The organism is Curtobacterium sp. MCLR17_044 (assembly GCF_003234435.1).
GTDB lineage: Bacteria > Actinomycetota > Actinomycetes > Actinomycetales > Microbacteriaceae > Curtobacterium > Curtobacterium flaccumfaciens.
Map to the genome: position 1 here is coordinate 24,425 of NZ_QKTC01000014.1, position 13,224 is coordinate 37,648.

The 13,224-nt window shown below is 72.2% G+C and carries 11 protein-coding genes and 1 pseudogene; 4 read left to right on the forward strand and 8 right to left on the reverse strand.

Annotated elements, in window-relative coordinates:
* Nucleotides 1–23: 23 nt before the first annotated feature.
* On the reverse strand, nucleotides 24–1,043 hold the full coding sequence (hrcA, locus tag DEJ04_RS11355) for a heat-inducible transcriptional repressor HrcA (RefSeq protein ID WP_027465308.1): 1,020 nt from the start codon (nucleotides 1,041–1,043) through the stop codon (nucleotides 24–26).
* 110 nt (nucleotides 1,044–1,153) lie between these two features.
* On the opposite strand from hrcA, the gene DEJ04_RS11360 reads away from it, so the two are divergent.
* Nucleotides 1,154–1,627 carry a DUF4870 domain-containing protein gene (locus DEJ04_RS11360; RefSeq protein WP_309146906.1) on the forward strand — a complete coding sequence of 158 codons (474 nt, stop codon included), beginning with the start codon at nucleotides 1,154–1,156 and terminating at the stop codon, nucleotides 1,625–1,627.
* 30 nt (nucleotides 1,628–1,657) lie between these two features.
* Here DEJ04_RS11360 and hemW read toward each other — a convergent pair whose 3' ends face one another.
* Entirely contained in the window at nucleotides 1,658–2,911 is a 1,254-nt protein-coding gene (gene hemW / locus DEJ04_RS11365; protein ID WP_111047171.1) for a radical SAM family heme chaperone HemW, read from the reverse strand.
* 29 nt (nucleotides 2,912–2,940) lie between these two features.
* Here hemW and DEJ04_RS11370 point away from each other — a divergent pair, with 29 nt between their 5' ends.
* Nucleotides 2,941–3,633, forward strand: coding sequence for an HAD family hydrolase (locus DEJ04_RS11370; RefSeq protein WP_181437800.1), 693 nt, complete (start codon nucleotides 2,941–2,943; stop codon nucleotides 3,631–3,633).
* An 80-nt stretch (nucleotides 3,634–3,713) separates the two neighbouring features.
* On the opposite strand, the gene DEJ04_RS11375 is transcribed toward DEJ04_RS11370, so the two are convergent.
* Nucleotides 3,714–4,361 carry a DUF1990 family protein gene (locus DEJ04_RS11375; protein ID WP_035808235.1) on the reverse strand — a complete coding sequence of 216 codons (648 nt, stop codon included), beginning with the start codon at nucleotides 4,359–4,361 and terminating at the stop codon, nucleotides 3,714–3,716.
* A 131-nt stretch (nucleotides 4,362–4,492) separates the two neighbouring features.
* Between DEJ04_RS11375 and DEJ04_RS11380 the strand changes: the two genes are divergently transcribed.
* A complete protein-coding gene (locus DEJ04_RS11380) occupies nucleotides 4,493–4,990 on the forward strand; it encodes a hypothetical protein (protein ID WP_111047136.1) in 498 nt (165 codons plus the stop codon).
* Between the two features lie 7 nt (nucleotides 4,991–4,997).
* On the opposite strand, the gene lepA is transcribed toward DEJ04_RS11380, so the two are convergent.
* Together lepA and DEJ04_RS11390 are read right to left on the reverse strand one after the other, a co-directional pair.
* Nucleotides 4,998–6,845, reverse strand: coding sequence for a translation elongation factor 4 (lepA, locus tag DEJ04_RS11385; protein WP_017886664.1), 1,848 nt, complete (start codon nucleotides 6,843–6,845; stop codon nucleotides 4,998–5,000).
* Nucleotides 6,846–7,159: 314 nt separating this feature from the next.
* Nucleotides 7,160–8,326 (reverse strand): pyridoxal phosphate-dependent aminotransferase, encoded by a 1,167-nt coding sequence (locus tag DEJ04_RS11390; protein WP_111047172.1) that lies wholly within the window; start codon nucleotides 8,324–8,326, stop codon nucleotides 7,160–7,162.
* Nucleotides 8,327–8,548: 222 nt separating this feature from the next.
* On the opposite strand from DEJ04_RS11390, the gene rpsT reads away from it, so the two are divergent.
* Complete coding sequence (gene rpsT / locus DEJ04_RS11395; RefSeq protein WP_017886662.1) at nucleotides 8,549–8,809, forward strand: 30S ribosomal protein S20; 261 nt, start codon at nucleotides 8,549–8,551, stop codon at nucleotides 8,807–8,809.
* Nucleotides 8,810–8,988: 179 nt separating this feature from the next.
* Here rpsT and holA read toward each other — a convergent pair whose 3' ends face one another.
* The 3 genes and pseudogenes from holA to DEJ04_RS11415 form a co-directional block, all read right to left on the reverse strand.
* Nucleotides 8,989–10,008: a DNA polymerase III subunit delta gene (gene holA / locus DEJ04_RS11400; protein WP_111047173.1), complete on the reverse strand. Its 1,020-nt coding sequence runs from the start codon at nucleotides 10,006–10,008 to the stop codon at nucleotides 8,989–8,991.
* Between the two features lie 670 nt (nucleotides 10,009–10,678).
* A pseudogene (locus tag DEJ04_RS18870) lies at nucleotides 10,679–11,704 on the reverse strand (ComEC/Rec2 family competence protein); the annotation flags it as partial.
* A 720-nt stretch (nucleotides 11,705–12,424) separates the two neighbouring features.
* Nucleotides 12,425–13,186 (reverse strand): ComEA family DNA-binding protein, encoded by a 762-nt coding sequence (locus DEJ04_RS11415; protein WP_111047137.1) that lies wholly within the window; start codon nucleotides 13,184–13,186, stop codon nucleotides 12,425–12,427.
* Nucleotides 13,187–13,224 lie beyond the last annotated feature (38 nt).

A 13,224-nucleotide genomic window follows, 5' to 3' on the forward strand; every position in this document is an offset into this window, starting at 1 on the left:
GTCGGTTGGGTTCGGTCGGTTGGTCAGTGTTCGCCCAGGAGCTTGGACAGGTAGCGGGCGACGGCGCGGACGGCCGCCATGTTCGTGCCGTAGTCCATGCGGGTCGGTCCGAGGACGCCCAGGCGGGCCACCTCGCCACCGGCCAGGTAGCCGCCGGCGACGATGCTCGTGGCGTCGAGCCCGTACTCGGCGTTCTCGACGCCGATGCTGGCCGCCACCGCGATGTCGTCCACCTGCATCTCCCCGAACAGCCGGAGCAGGGTGACTTGTTCCTCGATCGCTTCGAGCACCGGGAAGAGGCCGCCGGAGAAGTCCTGCTCGCTCTTCGCCAGGTTGGCCGCACCGGCCATCAGCAGGCGGTCCTGCCGGTTCGCCGCGACCTGCTCGATGAGCGTGGCGACGACGACCCCGCCGAGCGTCTGGGCGTCGGGGCGGAGCTGCTGCGGCACGGCTCGGAGCGCGGTCGGGACGTCCTGCAGCAGGAGCCCCACCGTCGCGCCGTTCACCACGGTGCGGAGTTCGCCCAGCGAGTCCTCGTCGAGCGGGACGTCGGTCTCGACCACGCGCTGTTCGACGCGGGCGGTGTCGGTGATGAGCACCACCATCAACCGTGCGTCTCCGAGCCGGACGAGCTCGACGTGCTGCACCCGGGCTCGCACCATCGAGGGGTACTGCACCAGGGCGACCTGGTTGGTGAGCTGGCTGAGCAGCCGGACGGTGCGCCCGAGGACCTCGTCGAGGTCGTTCGGGGCGCCGAGGAAGGTCTCGATGGCGTGCCGCTGCGCGCTGGAGAGCGGACGGGCACCCGCCAGGTGGTCCACGAAGACGCGGTACCCCTTGTCGGTCGGCACCCGGCCGGACGAGGTGTGCGGCGCGGCGATCAACTGCTCGTCCTCGAGCAGGGCCATGTCGTTGCGGATCGTCGCGGCGCTGACCCCGAAGGCGTGCCGCTCGACGATGGTCTTCGACCCGACGGGTTCACGCGACGCCACGTAGTCACGCACGATGGCCTTGAGGACCTCGAGGCTGCGTTCACTGACCACGAGCGCCTCCTTTCCCGATCGACCTGGCACTCGGACGTGTCGACTGCTGATCCTACGCCCGACCGCTGACGGCCCGGGACTTCCGGGCGGTCGGCCGATACGCTTCCGCCATGACCTACGGACAGCAGCCCGACGGCCCCGGACCCGAGCAGCCCGGCGGCCCGTACGGCCACGGCCCCGGTGGCCCCCAGCAGCCCGGCGGGACCCAGTACCCCGGCGGGCCGCAGTACCCCGCCGGCTACACCCCGCCCCAGCCGATGAGCCCGGAGGACCAGCGCCTGTGGGCCACGCTGACGCACATCGGTGGCATCTTCTTCACCGTCGTCGCGCCGCTCGTCGCCTACCTGGTCCTCCGCGATCGAGGCGGCTTCATCCGGGAGCACACCCGGGTCGCCCTGAACTTCCACATCACGATGGCGATCGCGTACTTCGTCGGTTCGCTCACCTCGGTGTTCGGCGTCGGGTTCCTGATCATCCTCGCCGCTGCGATCGTGTCGCTGATCTTCAGCATCATGGCGGCGGTCGCCGCGAACCAGGGCCAGTTCTACCGCTACCCGCTCTCGATCGAGTTCATCAAGCAGTAAGCGGCAAGCACTCCGCAGCGAGCAGGCCGCTCAGTCGAGCAGCTCCCGCACCACCGCGTCGGCGAGCAGGCGACCCTGCAGGGTCAGGTCGATCCGTCCCCGCACCGCGGCCGACCCGTCCACGAGTCCGCGTGCGATGAGGCCGGCGACACGGCCACGGGCCTCCTGGCGGATCTCGCTCGTCGCGAGCTCCCCGCGGACCCGCGCCGCCAGCAGCAGGCGCTCGACGTACCGCGTCTCGTCGTCGATGGTCTCGCGGCCGGCGGCCGGCGACTCCCCCGACAGCACCCGGTTCGCGTACGCGGCCGGGTGCTTGACGTTCCACCAGCGCGTGCCGGCGACGGCGGAGTGCGCGCCGGGGCCGACGCCCCACCAGTCGTGGCCCTTCCAGTAGGACAGGTTGTGTCGACTCGCGTGCGCGTCGCCGCGCGACCAGTTCGACACCTCGTACCAGGAGTAGCCGGCGTCGCCGAGCACCTGGTCGGCGAGCTCGTACATGTCGGCGGCCAGGTCGTCGTCGGGGGCGGGGAGCTCGCCGCGGGCGACCATGCGGCCCATCGCGGTGCCGTCCTCGACGATGAGCGAGTACGCCGACACGTGGTCGGGCTCGCAGGCGATCGCGGCGTCGAGCGAGGTCCGCCAGTCGGCGAGGGACTCCCCCGGCGTCGAGTAGATGAGGTCGAGCGAGACGTCGAGTCCCTGCTGCTTCGCGAGGTCGACGACGACGGGGACCCGGAGCGGGTCGTGCGTGCGGTCGAGCGTGGCGAGCACGTGCGGCACGGCGGACTGCATGCCGTAGCTGATCCGGTTGAAGCCGCCGGCCCGCAGGGTCTCGAGCGACGCGGCGTCGACGGAGTCCGGGTTCGCCTCGGTGGTGACCTCGGCCCCGGGCAGGATGCCCCAGGTGTCGTCGATCGCACGGAGGATCATCGCCAGGTCGGACGCCGGCAGCATCGTCGGTGTGCCGCCGCCGAAGAAGACGGTCGACACCGGCCGCCGCGGCACACCGGAACGATCGAGCACGGTCGCGGCCCACTCGATCTCGCGCACGGCGTGCCCGGCGTAGTCGTCGCGACGGACGCCGCGGAGCTCCGACGCCGTGTAGGTGTTGAAGTCGCAGTAGCCGCAGCGCACGCGGCAGAACGGCACGTGCACGTACACGCCGAAGGGGACGTCACCGGCGGCGGGAGCAGCCCCCGGCCCGGCAGCGGAGCCCGCTGCCGCCCACGGGGTGATCAGGCCGTCCGCTGGTGCTGGATCGGCGATCGGGAGAGCACTCGGCATGGAGTCCATTGTCCGTCATGATGGGAGCCATGGAGCACCATCCCGTCCCCACCACGGTCCTGTGGGACATCGACGGCACCCTCGTGATGAACGCGTCGTCCCCGGGCAACCTCTACCACCTCGCCCTCGAGCGGGCGGTTGGCCGCGACCTCACCCTGAGGGTCGGGCACCAGCACGGCCGGACCGACGCCGGGCTCATCGCCGAGCACGTGCACGCCCACGCGTTCGAGGACACCCTGATCCCCTCGGTCAGCCGGCACCTGCACGACCTCACCGCCGAACGGCACGCGTCCGGCGACCACCGCAGCCCGGTCCCCGGTGCGAAGCCGCTCCTGGCCCGGTTCGCCGAACTCGGCTGGCGCAACGGCCTGCTCACCGGCAACTCCGAGTACCGCGCCCGGGTGAAGCTCACCGGCGCCGGGTTCGACGCCGACGTCTTCGACTGGGAGCACTCGTACTTCGGGGACACCGAGGTCGAGCGGGCCGGGGTCACCCTGCGCGCCGCCGCGGAACTGGTCGGCACCCGGGCGGTCATCGTCGGCGACACCCCGCGCGACGGCGAGGCCGCGGACGCCGCGGGCATCCCCTTCCTGGCCGTGGCGACGGGTGTCTACGACGTCGATGCGCTGCGGCACACGAACGCCGTGACCGTCGCGCGCGACTGCCAGCAGGACGCCGCCCTCATCGAGGACGCGATCGCCGCGCTCCCACCGCTCCGCTGAGGAGCAGGAGCGGGCCGGAGCGGGCGGGGTCGCGAGACCGCGAGCGACCGCGACGGCGACGGCGACCGCGACCGCGACGCCTAGTCGCCCCGCAGCGCCGCCAGGTACTTCTCCGCCATGACCTTCTGCTGCCGCCGCACGAACGGCGCCACGAAGCGCCACTTCCGGCTCGCCGGCTGCGAGAACTGCCGGACCTGCAGCCACACCGAGCCGTCCGGGGTGCGCTCGACGACGAACGACTCCTCGCCGGAGAGCGGGTGCCCCTCGAGCGTCCCGTAGGCGAAGCCCTTGCGGTCGTGCTCGTCGATGATCGACACGACGCGCACCGGTGCCAGCACGGTCTGCCCGAACGCGTGGATCGTCAGCGTCGCGCTCGTGCCCGCCGTCAGCAGCGGGGTGCCGTCGGGCGCGAACTTCTCGACCCGGGGCGTCCCGATGGACGCCGGGGCGATCGGCACACCGTCGTCGTCGAAGGTCACCGGGTTGTACCGGACCTCGTCGTCGTCGGGCTGCTCCTCGACGCGCACACGGACACCGCTGCGCTCCTGGATCTGCCACGTGAGCGCCTGCACGACGGCGGTCTCGAACCGCTGGTCACCGTGTCCGATCCGCGCGCGCGACTCCGCCGGCGTGAAGCCGTCCGGCGGGTAGGTCATGAGGTCCGACGCCTGGGTCGCCCCCACCGCGCCGTACGTCAGGGCGGTCCGGTAGCTCCCGCGGATGCTCATGCTGCCATGGTACTTGGGCGGGCCGCCCCGGATCGAACCGATCCACGCTCACCTCCGTCGGATCGGCCCACCCGCCGTGCACCCCGAACTGGAGGCCCGACAACCGTCCGCCCCGGGGCTATCGTCAGCAGGTGCCCCGCCCCACCCCCGCCCGCCCGCGGTCCGTCGACCGCCGGACCGCCGTCCTCGCCGCGCTCACGCTCGTCGCGTTCGGCGTGGCGGCGACCGCCCGGGTGCTGGTGGACGTGACGACCTCTGCCGCAGCGTCGCCCGCCCGGTACGCCACCGCCGCGATCGCCCCCGAGTCGTGGAACGGCTTCGACACCGCGAACGTCATCGCCGCCGTCGGGGCGAGCTGCGCCGGTGCCGGGGTGCTGCTGTTCGGCGCCGCACTGGTGTCGGCGGTGCGGCGTGATCGCGGCCGCCGGCTGGCGCTGGCCCTCGCGGTCGTGACGCTGGCGATGGTGGTCGGCGCCGTGGTCGCCGGGGTGGCCTCCGGCGAGCAGACCGACTTCGACGCGGCTGCCCACTGGGCCATCCTGCGGACCGCACTGGCGGGACTGGCCGCAGCGAGCCTCCCGGCCCTCTGCCTGGCCGCCCTGCGGGCCCGCACCCGCCGGACCGGCTGAACCGGCGCTACTTCTTCTTCTCTTCGACGTCGCCGGAGAGCGCCGCGATGAAGGCCTCCTGCGGGACCTCGACCCGACCGATGGTCTTCATGCGCTTCTTGCCCTCCTTCTGCTTCTCGAGGAGCTTGCGCTTGCGGGTGATGTCACCGCCGTAGCACTTCGCCAGGACGTCCTTGCGCATCGCGCGGATGCTCTCGCGGGCGATGATGCGGGCGCCGATGGCGGCCTGGATCGGCACCTCGAACTGCTGGCGCGGGATGAGCTTGCGGAGCCGCTCGGTCATGAGCGTGCCGTAGGCGTACGCCTTGTCGCGGTGCACGATCGCGCTGAAGGCGTCGACCTGGTCGCCCTGCAGCAGGATGTCGACCTTGACGAGGTCGGCGGCCTGGTCGCCGGTGGGCTCGTAGTCGAGCGACGCGTAGCCCTGGGTCTTGCTCTTCAGCTGGTCGAAGAAGTCGAAGACGATCTCGCCGAGGGGCATCTCGTAGCGGATCTCGACGCGGTCCTCGCCGAGGTACTCCATGCCGAGCAGGGAGCCGCGGCGCTGCTGGCAGAGCTCCATGATCGCGCCGACGTAGTCCTTCGGGGCCAGGATCGCGGCGCGGACCATCGGCTCGCGGACCTCGACGATGCGCCCGGTCGGGAACTCCGAGGGGTTCGTGACCTCGGTCACGGCGTTGTCCTCGGTCGTGACCTCGTAGATGACGCTCGGGGCCGTGGTGATGAGGTCGAGGCCGAACTCGCGGGACAGCCGCTCGGTGATGATCTCGAGGTGCAGCAGCCCGAGGAACCCGCAGCGGAACCCGAAGCCGAGCGCGACCGAGGTCTCCGGCTCGTAGACCAGTGCGGCGTCGGAGAGCTTGAGCTTGTCGAGCGCCTCGCGGAGCACCGGGTAGTCGCTGCCGTCGATCGGGTACAGGCCCGAGAACACCATCGGCTTCGGGTCCGTGTAGCCGGGCAGCGCCTGGGTCGCGGGCTTCTGCGCGCTCGTGACGGTGTCGCCGACCTTGGACTGGCGGACGTCCTTCACACCGGTGATCAGGTAGCCCACCTCGCCGACGGACAGCCCCTTCGTGGGCTTCGGCTCCGGGCTCGAGACCCCGATCTCCAGGATCTCGTGCGTCGACTTGGTCGACATCATCTGGACCTTCTCGCGGGGCGAGATGGTGCCGTCGATCATGCGGACGTAGGTGACGACGCCGCGGTAGCTGTCGTAGACCGAGTCGAAGATCATCGCGCGGGGCGCCGCCTCGGCGTCGCCGACGGGGGCCGGAACACGACGGACGACCAGGTCGAGGAGCTCCGGCACGCCGACGCCGGTCTTGCCGGACACCCGGAGGACGTCCTCGGGCTTGCCACCGATCAGCTGTGCGAGCTCGGCGGCGTACTTGTCCGGTTCGGCCGCCGGGAGGTCGATCTTGTTGAGGACCGGGATGATCTCGAGGTCGTTCTCGAGCGCCAGGTACAGGTTCGCGAGCGTCTGCGCCTCGATGCCCTGGGCGGCGTCGACGAGCAGGATCGCGCCCTCGCAGGCGGCCAGGGAGCGCGAGACCTCGTACGAGAAGTCGACGTGCCCGGGGGTGTCGATCATGTTCAGCGCGAAGGTCTCACCGTCGAGTTCCCACGGCATGCGCACGGCCTGCGACTTGATCGTGATGCCGCGCTCGCGCTCGATGTCCATGCGGTCGAGGTACTGCGCACGCATCGCGCGGTCCTCGACGATGCCGGTGATCGACAGCATGCGGTCGGCCAGCGTCGACTTGCCGTGGTCGATGTGCGCGATGATGCAGAAGTTGCGGATCGCGTCGGCCGGGGTCGCTGCGGGCTCCAGCGGAGCGGATGCTTGTGGGCTCACGGTTCCTCAGGTGGGTCGGACGGTCGCAACAGTCTCCCACGCTTCACCCGACCTGGAGGCACGGCGCGCGTCCGCCACGCACGGTGCGGGTTCGGTGCTTGTTTGGTGCGCGTTCGGTGCTTGTTTGGTGCGCCCTCGCGCCGGCGTGCTGGACCTCGCACGGTGCGACGTCGGCGGGGCCGTGCGCAGTCGACCGCCCGGTGACCGGATGCTGCGCTGCACGGGGCGAGCCGCCTCGCACCAGGTGGAGGACCACGCACCGTGCGCCGTCCTGCCGACCCGGCACCGGGCCTCCTGGCCGTGTGGATCGCGCGTCAGACGGTCGCGTGCGCCGGAGCCGGCAGGGCACCGAGGCCGCGCCGGAGGTCGTCCGCGGTGGCTGCGAGGCAGACGCGGATCCAGCCCTCGCCGGTGCGTCCGAAGGCGCTGCCCGGTGCGACGGCGACCCGCTCGCGCTGCAGGAACCCGAGCGCCCACTCGGCGATGTCCCCGTCGGAGGCGTGCGACATGTCGACCCACAGGTAGAACGCCCCGCGCGGGTCGAGGTACCGGATGCCGTCGGCGTCGAGCGTCTCCTTCGCGACCTCGAGGTTCGCGCGGTAGTGCTCCCGGGCGTCGCGCACCGCGGAGTGGTCCCCCACGATCGCCGCGAGGGCCGCGTACTGGTCGGGTTCGGCGACGCAGCTGATCATGGCCTCCTGCGTGGTCCGCATCGTCGCGCCGAGCCCCTTCGGCGTGACGAGGTAGCCGACGCGGACGCCGGTCATCGCGTACGTCTTGCTGAGCGAGAACGCCGAGAACACGCGGTCGTCCTCGTCGAGCGCCGCCAGGCTGACGTGCCGGGTGCCGTAGGTGAAGTACTCGTAGACCTCGTCGCTGATGACCCAGAGGTCGTGCCGCTTCGCGAAGGCCAGCAGCGCGCGCAGGGTCTCCTCGCCGAAGACCGAGCCGAGCGGGTTCGACGGCGAGTTGACGACGATCACCCGGGTGCGTTCGGTGACGCTCGCCTCGAGGGCCTGCAGGTCGGGTTCGAACCCGTGCTGCGGCTCCAGCCGGTACGGCACCGGGGTCGCCCCGATGATGTGGGCGTTCATCGTGAAGGTCGTGTAGCCGGGGTCCGGCACGAGCACCTCGTCGCCCGGGCTCAGCGTCAGCGTCATCGCCTGGAACAGTGCCTGCGTCGCACCGATCGTCATCCAGATCTGCTCGAGGTCGGCCTCGATCCGGTTCTCACGGCGGAGCTTGTCGCGGACGGCTTCGCGGAGGGGCGCGATCCCGCCGTTCGGGGTGTAGCCGGTGCGGTCCTCGGTCCAGGCACGACGGGCCGCCTCGCCGATGTGCGCCGCCACCGGGACGTCCGGCTCGCCGATCACGAGCATCGTGACGTCGGTGCCGCTCGACTGCAGCAGGGCTGCCTGCTCGAAGACCCTCCGGATGCCGGAGGCGGGCACGGTGTCGATGCGCGGTGCGAGGGAGGGCATGTCCGTCACGGTATCCGGTGCGTGTTGCCGTGGGGTTTCGGCGCGGTCGGCCGCGGGCTTCCGCCGATCCGGCGGTGTTTCGTGCTTTGGTGGCAGCCCGCTTGCCTGGTAGTGTTGGTGGCTGGCTTCCGCGTTCCCCGCCCACGGGTGGAACGCGATGCGACCAAGGGCCCCTCTACCCTGCGGTCGCGCCCACCCGTACGAGACGAGCAGGAGCAATTCATGGCGAACATCAAGTCGCAGATCAAGCGCATCAAGACCAACCTCAAGGCCACCGAGCGCAACAAGGCCTACAAGTCGGAGCTCAAGACGCACATCCGTCGTGCCAACGACGCCGTCGCCGCCGGCGACAAGGACAAGGCCGTTGCCGCCCTGGCCCTCGCGTCGAAGAAGCTCGACAAGGCCGTGAGCAAGGGTGTCATCCACAAGAACCAGGCCGCGAACCGCAAGTCGGCCATCGCGAAGAAGGTCTCGTCGCTCTGACGTCCTGACCCTTCTGGTCCGAAGGCCCCGCACCGTTGGTGCGGGGCCTTCGTCGTGTGTGGGGCTTTGGATTCGCTTCGTGAGCAGGAACGGTCGGGTCGCGATGGCGGACCCGACCGTTTCTGCTCACGAAGCGCCGGCCGACCGGCGCGAGGGACGGCCGGGAGGCCCGACTCGCCTCAGCGGGACTCGCCGCGTCGGGCGATGGTGCGGACCATGACCTCGAGCGCGTAGTGCGCGTCGCGCGAGCCACCCTTCACCGCGGTGTCGGCCTCGGCGATGCTGATGATGGCGTTGGCCAACCCGGACTCGCTCCAGCCGGCGACGTCACGCTGCGCGCGCTGCACCTGCCACGGCGCCATGCCGAGCGCCGAGGCCGCCTGCCCGCTCGGACCCCGGAAGGCGCTGACCTTCGCCATCGTGCGGATCTTGCTCGCGAACGCGGCGACGATCGGCACGGGTGCCTCCCCGGTGGCCAGGGCGTGCCGCAGCTCGACGATCGCCGGTGCCGACCGGCCCGCGAGCGCGATGTCGGCGACCTTGAACGCGTTCGTCTCGACGCGACCGCCATAGTACTTGTCGACGACCTTGTCGGTGATCTCCTCGGCCTCGTCCGCCAGGAGCTGTCGGCAGGCGGCGGCGAGTTCGGCGAGGTCGTCGGCGAACGCGGTCACCAGGGTCCGGACGGCGGAGGGCGCGATCCGGCGTCGTGCGGCGCGGAACTCGGCGTTCACGAAGTCGATGCGGTCGGTCTCGCGCTTGAGTTCGTCGCACAGCACCTCGACCCCGCCGCCGACACCGCTGCGGATCGTGTCGAGGAGCTTCTTGCCGCGGACACCACCCCCGTGCCGGAGCACCAGGGTGACGTCGTCGGCGGGGGCCTGCAGGTACGAGATCGTCTCGGTGATGAAGGCGTCGGTGCACTTCTCGACGTTCGTGACCTGCACGAGTCGCGGCTCGCCGAACAGCGACGGGCTGGCGAGGGTCGCGAGGAGCCCGGGGGCGTACTGGTCGGCTTCGAGGTCGTGCACCTCGAGTGCTGGGTCCTCGCCCTGCAGCAGGTCCTTCAGCACACCGCGGGCGCGGTCGGCGAGGAACGCTTCGGGTCCGGTGATGAGCACGACGGGCGCCGGACGGATCCCCGACCAGGGCACCTGGTCGATCTTCGCTGCGGCGCGCGCGGGCTTCTTGGCGGCCATGTGGTCCTTCCGGTGGTGCCGGCCCGGACGGTGCCGGGTCGAGTGGTGCACCGTCGATCCTACGGGCGGCCGCCGACGACGAGCGCTCCGTCCACACACGCACCTCGTCGCTGCCGGACCGGGCGAGCACCACGGTGCCGAGCTCGTCGGTGCGGAGCGGCAGCGTGCCCGCGGCCTCGAGCATGCCGAGGGCCGATGCCGTCGGGTGTCCGTAGCTGTTGTCCGCGCCGACCCCGACGAGACCGACCCGCGCGGTGAGCTCCCGGTAGAGCTGCGGGTCCTGGTCCGCCGAGCCGTGGTGCGCCACCTTCACGACGTCGATCGGCCCCACCGGCAGCTCCCCGGCGTGCCGGAGCCGACGCTGCGACGACTCCCCCAGGTCGCCGAGGAAGACCCCGGTCAGGCACGCCGGACAGGCGTCTCCGTCGGCCGGCCCCGTGGCCAGCACGATGCTCGCGTCGTTGCCGGCGGCACGGTCGCCGACCAGCGGCCACACCACACGCCAGGCGAGCGGCCCGAGGGTTCCGGAGACACGGTCGTCGGCCGTCCGCACGTCGACACCGGCACGTCGGAGGTCGTCGACCACCCGTTCGTCCGACGCACGTCCGACGGGTCCGACCAGGGCGGTCTCGACGGCGCCCGCCACCGCGCCCACCGCGCCCACGTGGTCGCGGTCGAAGTGCGTCAGGACGAGCAGGTCGATCCTCGTGACCCCGAGCAGGTCCAGGCACGCCCGGAGCCGTTCCTCGTCGTCGCCGGTGTCCACGAGCGCGACGGCGTCGTCACCGCGGAGCAGCACGGCGTCCCCCTGCCCGACGTCGCACGCGGCGACCGACCAGTCCCCCGGTACCGAGCCCCGGACGACGAGCACCGGGACGGTGACCGCTGCGACACCGACGACGACCACGACCCCCGCGGCGAGCAGCAGCCGGGAGCCGATCCACCCCCGGACCAGCACGGCGACCGCGATGCAGCCGCACACCAGCACGGCGGCGGCCACACCGAGCACACCGGCCGGCCAGGGTGCCGAGGCGTACGGCAGGGCCGCCGCCCCGTGTGCGATGCCCCCGACGGCGGCGGCCGGGACCCACGCGACGGCCGCGAGCCCCTGCGCACCCACCGGCCACACCGGAGCGAGACCACACGCGGCGAGTCCGACCACCGTGACGACCGGCGCGAACGGCTCCGCCAGCAGGTTCGCCGGCACCGCGTAGGTCGGGAGCGCCGCCGACAGCGGGATCGTCACCGGCCAGCACGCCACCTGCGCCGCGACGGGGATCGCGAGGGCCGCGGCGAGCGGCGGCCACACACGACGAGCCAGGAGCTCGGTGAGCGGCGGGCCGAGCACCACGATCCCGCTCGTGGCGAGCACGGACAGGGCGAACGCGAACGACCGTGCGAACCAGGGGTCGACGACGAGCATGCCGACCGCGGCGAGGGCGATGAGCGGGACGCCACGCACCGGTCGACCGGCCAGGTGCACGACGAGCACCACGATCGCCATCACCGTCGCCCGGACGATCGAGGGGTCGGGCCGCACGAGCACGACGAAGACCAGGAGCACGCCGACGGCCGCCGCCGCTCGGGGGCCTCTCGGTAGCCCGCAGGCACGGCCGAGGACCACGACGAGGCCGACCACCACCGCGCAGTTCGCCCCGGACACCGCCGTCAGGTGCGTCAGCGCCGAGGTCTCCATCGCTGCCTCGGTCGTCGGGTCGAGGCCGGAGCGGTCCCCGATCGCGAGTCCGCGCAGCAGTGCCGCTCCGGGCTGCGGCAGGTCGGCAGTGGCCCGGACGAAGGCCTGTCGCGCGGTGTCGGTGGCGCCGAGCAGTCCGTCGGGCGGCACCGACGACGGCGTCCCGCGCGCGAACGCCACGAACGCGGTCGCCGATCCGGGTTCGTCCGGCTGCACGGCGGCGGTCACGGTGACCCGGGCACCGGCTGCCAGCACGGCACCCGGTGCACCGCCGTGCTGGTCGGGAACGAGCCGGACCGGCACGCGGAGCCCGTCGAGGTCGTCCGCACGCACGAGCGTCGCGGTGACGGAGCGGTCACCCGGCACGAGGTCGCGGGTCAACACCGCCTCGACGTCCACGCGCCCCGCCCCCGGACCGGCGACGAGCGTGCGGAGCGGTTCCGGAGCCCGCCGGGACTCTCCCACGGTGACCGACACCGCGAGCAGCGTCGTCAGGGCCCCCGCGACGAGCAGCAGCCCGGCGACGGCCGGTACGACGCCGGTGCCCCGACGCCACCGGAGAACGATCCCGCTGACGCCGGTCAGGAGCGCCACAGCGCCACCGACCACGGGTGCCACGTCGGGCACGCCGACGAGCAGGGCGGTCGCGATCCAGGCGACAGCCACCGGCACCGCGACCCGCAGGTCGGTCGCACTCGGCGCGAGCTGCACCGTCGCCCCTCAGACCCGCACACGATCGCGGAGCTCGGCGAACCGCACGTCGCCGATGCCGCTGACGTCGAGCAGGTCCTCGACCGCGGTGAACCGGCCATGCTCGTCACGCCAGGCGATGATCCGCCCGGCCAGCCCCGGTCCGATGCCGGGCAGGGTCTCGAGCACGGCCTGGTCGGCGGTGTTCAGGTCGACGACGGCGGACTCCTCGCCCCCGGTGCCCGCCGAGCCACCGCCGCTCCCGGCCCCGGCAGCGGCAGCGGCAGTCGGCCCGGCGGCAGCACCGTCTGCCACCGGTCCGAGCGCCTCAGGTACCTCCTGTTGCCCGACCCGCGGCACGTACAACCGCTCGCCGTCCGTCAGCACCCGGGCCAGGTTCAGCCGGTCGAGGTCGGCGTCATCGTTGGCCCCACCGGCACGTTCGAGCGCGTCACCGACCCGGCTCGATGCCGGCAACTCGACCACACCGCTCCGCCGCACCGCCCCGAGCACGTGCACCACGACGCGCCCGGCACCAGGAGCGGACGGAGCAGCACCGGCAGACGCACCAGCCGCCGGCGACGGGCCGCCCGACGCCGCACCGGCCGTCGGCGCCCCACGCACGACGACCCCGCCCGTTCCTCCAGCACCCTCGCCACCACCCGACACCAGCGCCCCGACGAGCACCACGAGGACGGCGACCACCACCACGACAGCCGCCAGCACCACGGCGGCCCGCGGTGACAGCGCGAGACGGGACCACCAGGGTCCGGGAGACGACGGGGACGACATGCCCCGAACGCTACGGAGCCCGGCCGATCGGCCGGGCT

Excerpts from the sequence above, each read along its gene's own strand:
- DEJ04_RS11370 (WP_181437800.1), top strand. The coding sequence starts at position 2,941 with ATGGAGCACCATCCCGTCCCCACCACGGTCCTGTGGGACATCGACGGC.
- holA (WP_111047173.1), bottom strand. The coding sequence starts at position 10,008 with ATGGCCGCCAAGAAGCCCGCGCGCGCCGCAGCGAAGATCGACCAGGTG.
- DEJ04_RS11390 (WP_111047172.1), bottom strand. The coding sequence starts at position 8,326 with ATGCCCTCCCTCGCACCGCGCATCGACACCGTGCCCGCCTCCGGCATC.
- rpsT (WP_017886662.1), top strand. The coding sequence starts at position 8,549 with ATGGCGAACATCAAGTCGCAGATCAAGCGCATCAAGACCAACCTCAAG.
- DEJ04_RS11415 (WP_111047137.1), bottom strand. The coding sequence starts at position 13,186 with ATGTCGTCCCCGTCGTCTCCCGGACCCTGGTGGTCCCGTCTCGCGCTG.
- hemW (WP_111047171.1), bottom strand. The coding sequence starts at position 2,911 with ATGCCGAGTGCTCTCCCGATCGCCGATCCAGCACCAGCGGACGGCCTG.
- DEJ04_RS11360 (WP_309146906.1), top strand. The coding sequence starts at position 1,154 with ATGACCTACGGACAGCAGCCCGACGGCCCCGGACCCGAGCAGCCCGGC.
- DEJ04_RS11375 (WP_035808235.1), bottom strand. The coding sequence starts at position 4,361 with ATGAGCATCCGCGGGAGCTACCGGACCGCCCTGACGTACGGCGCGGTG.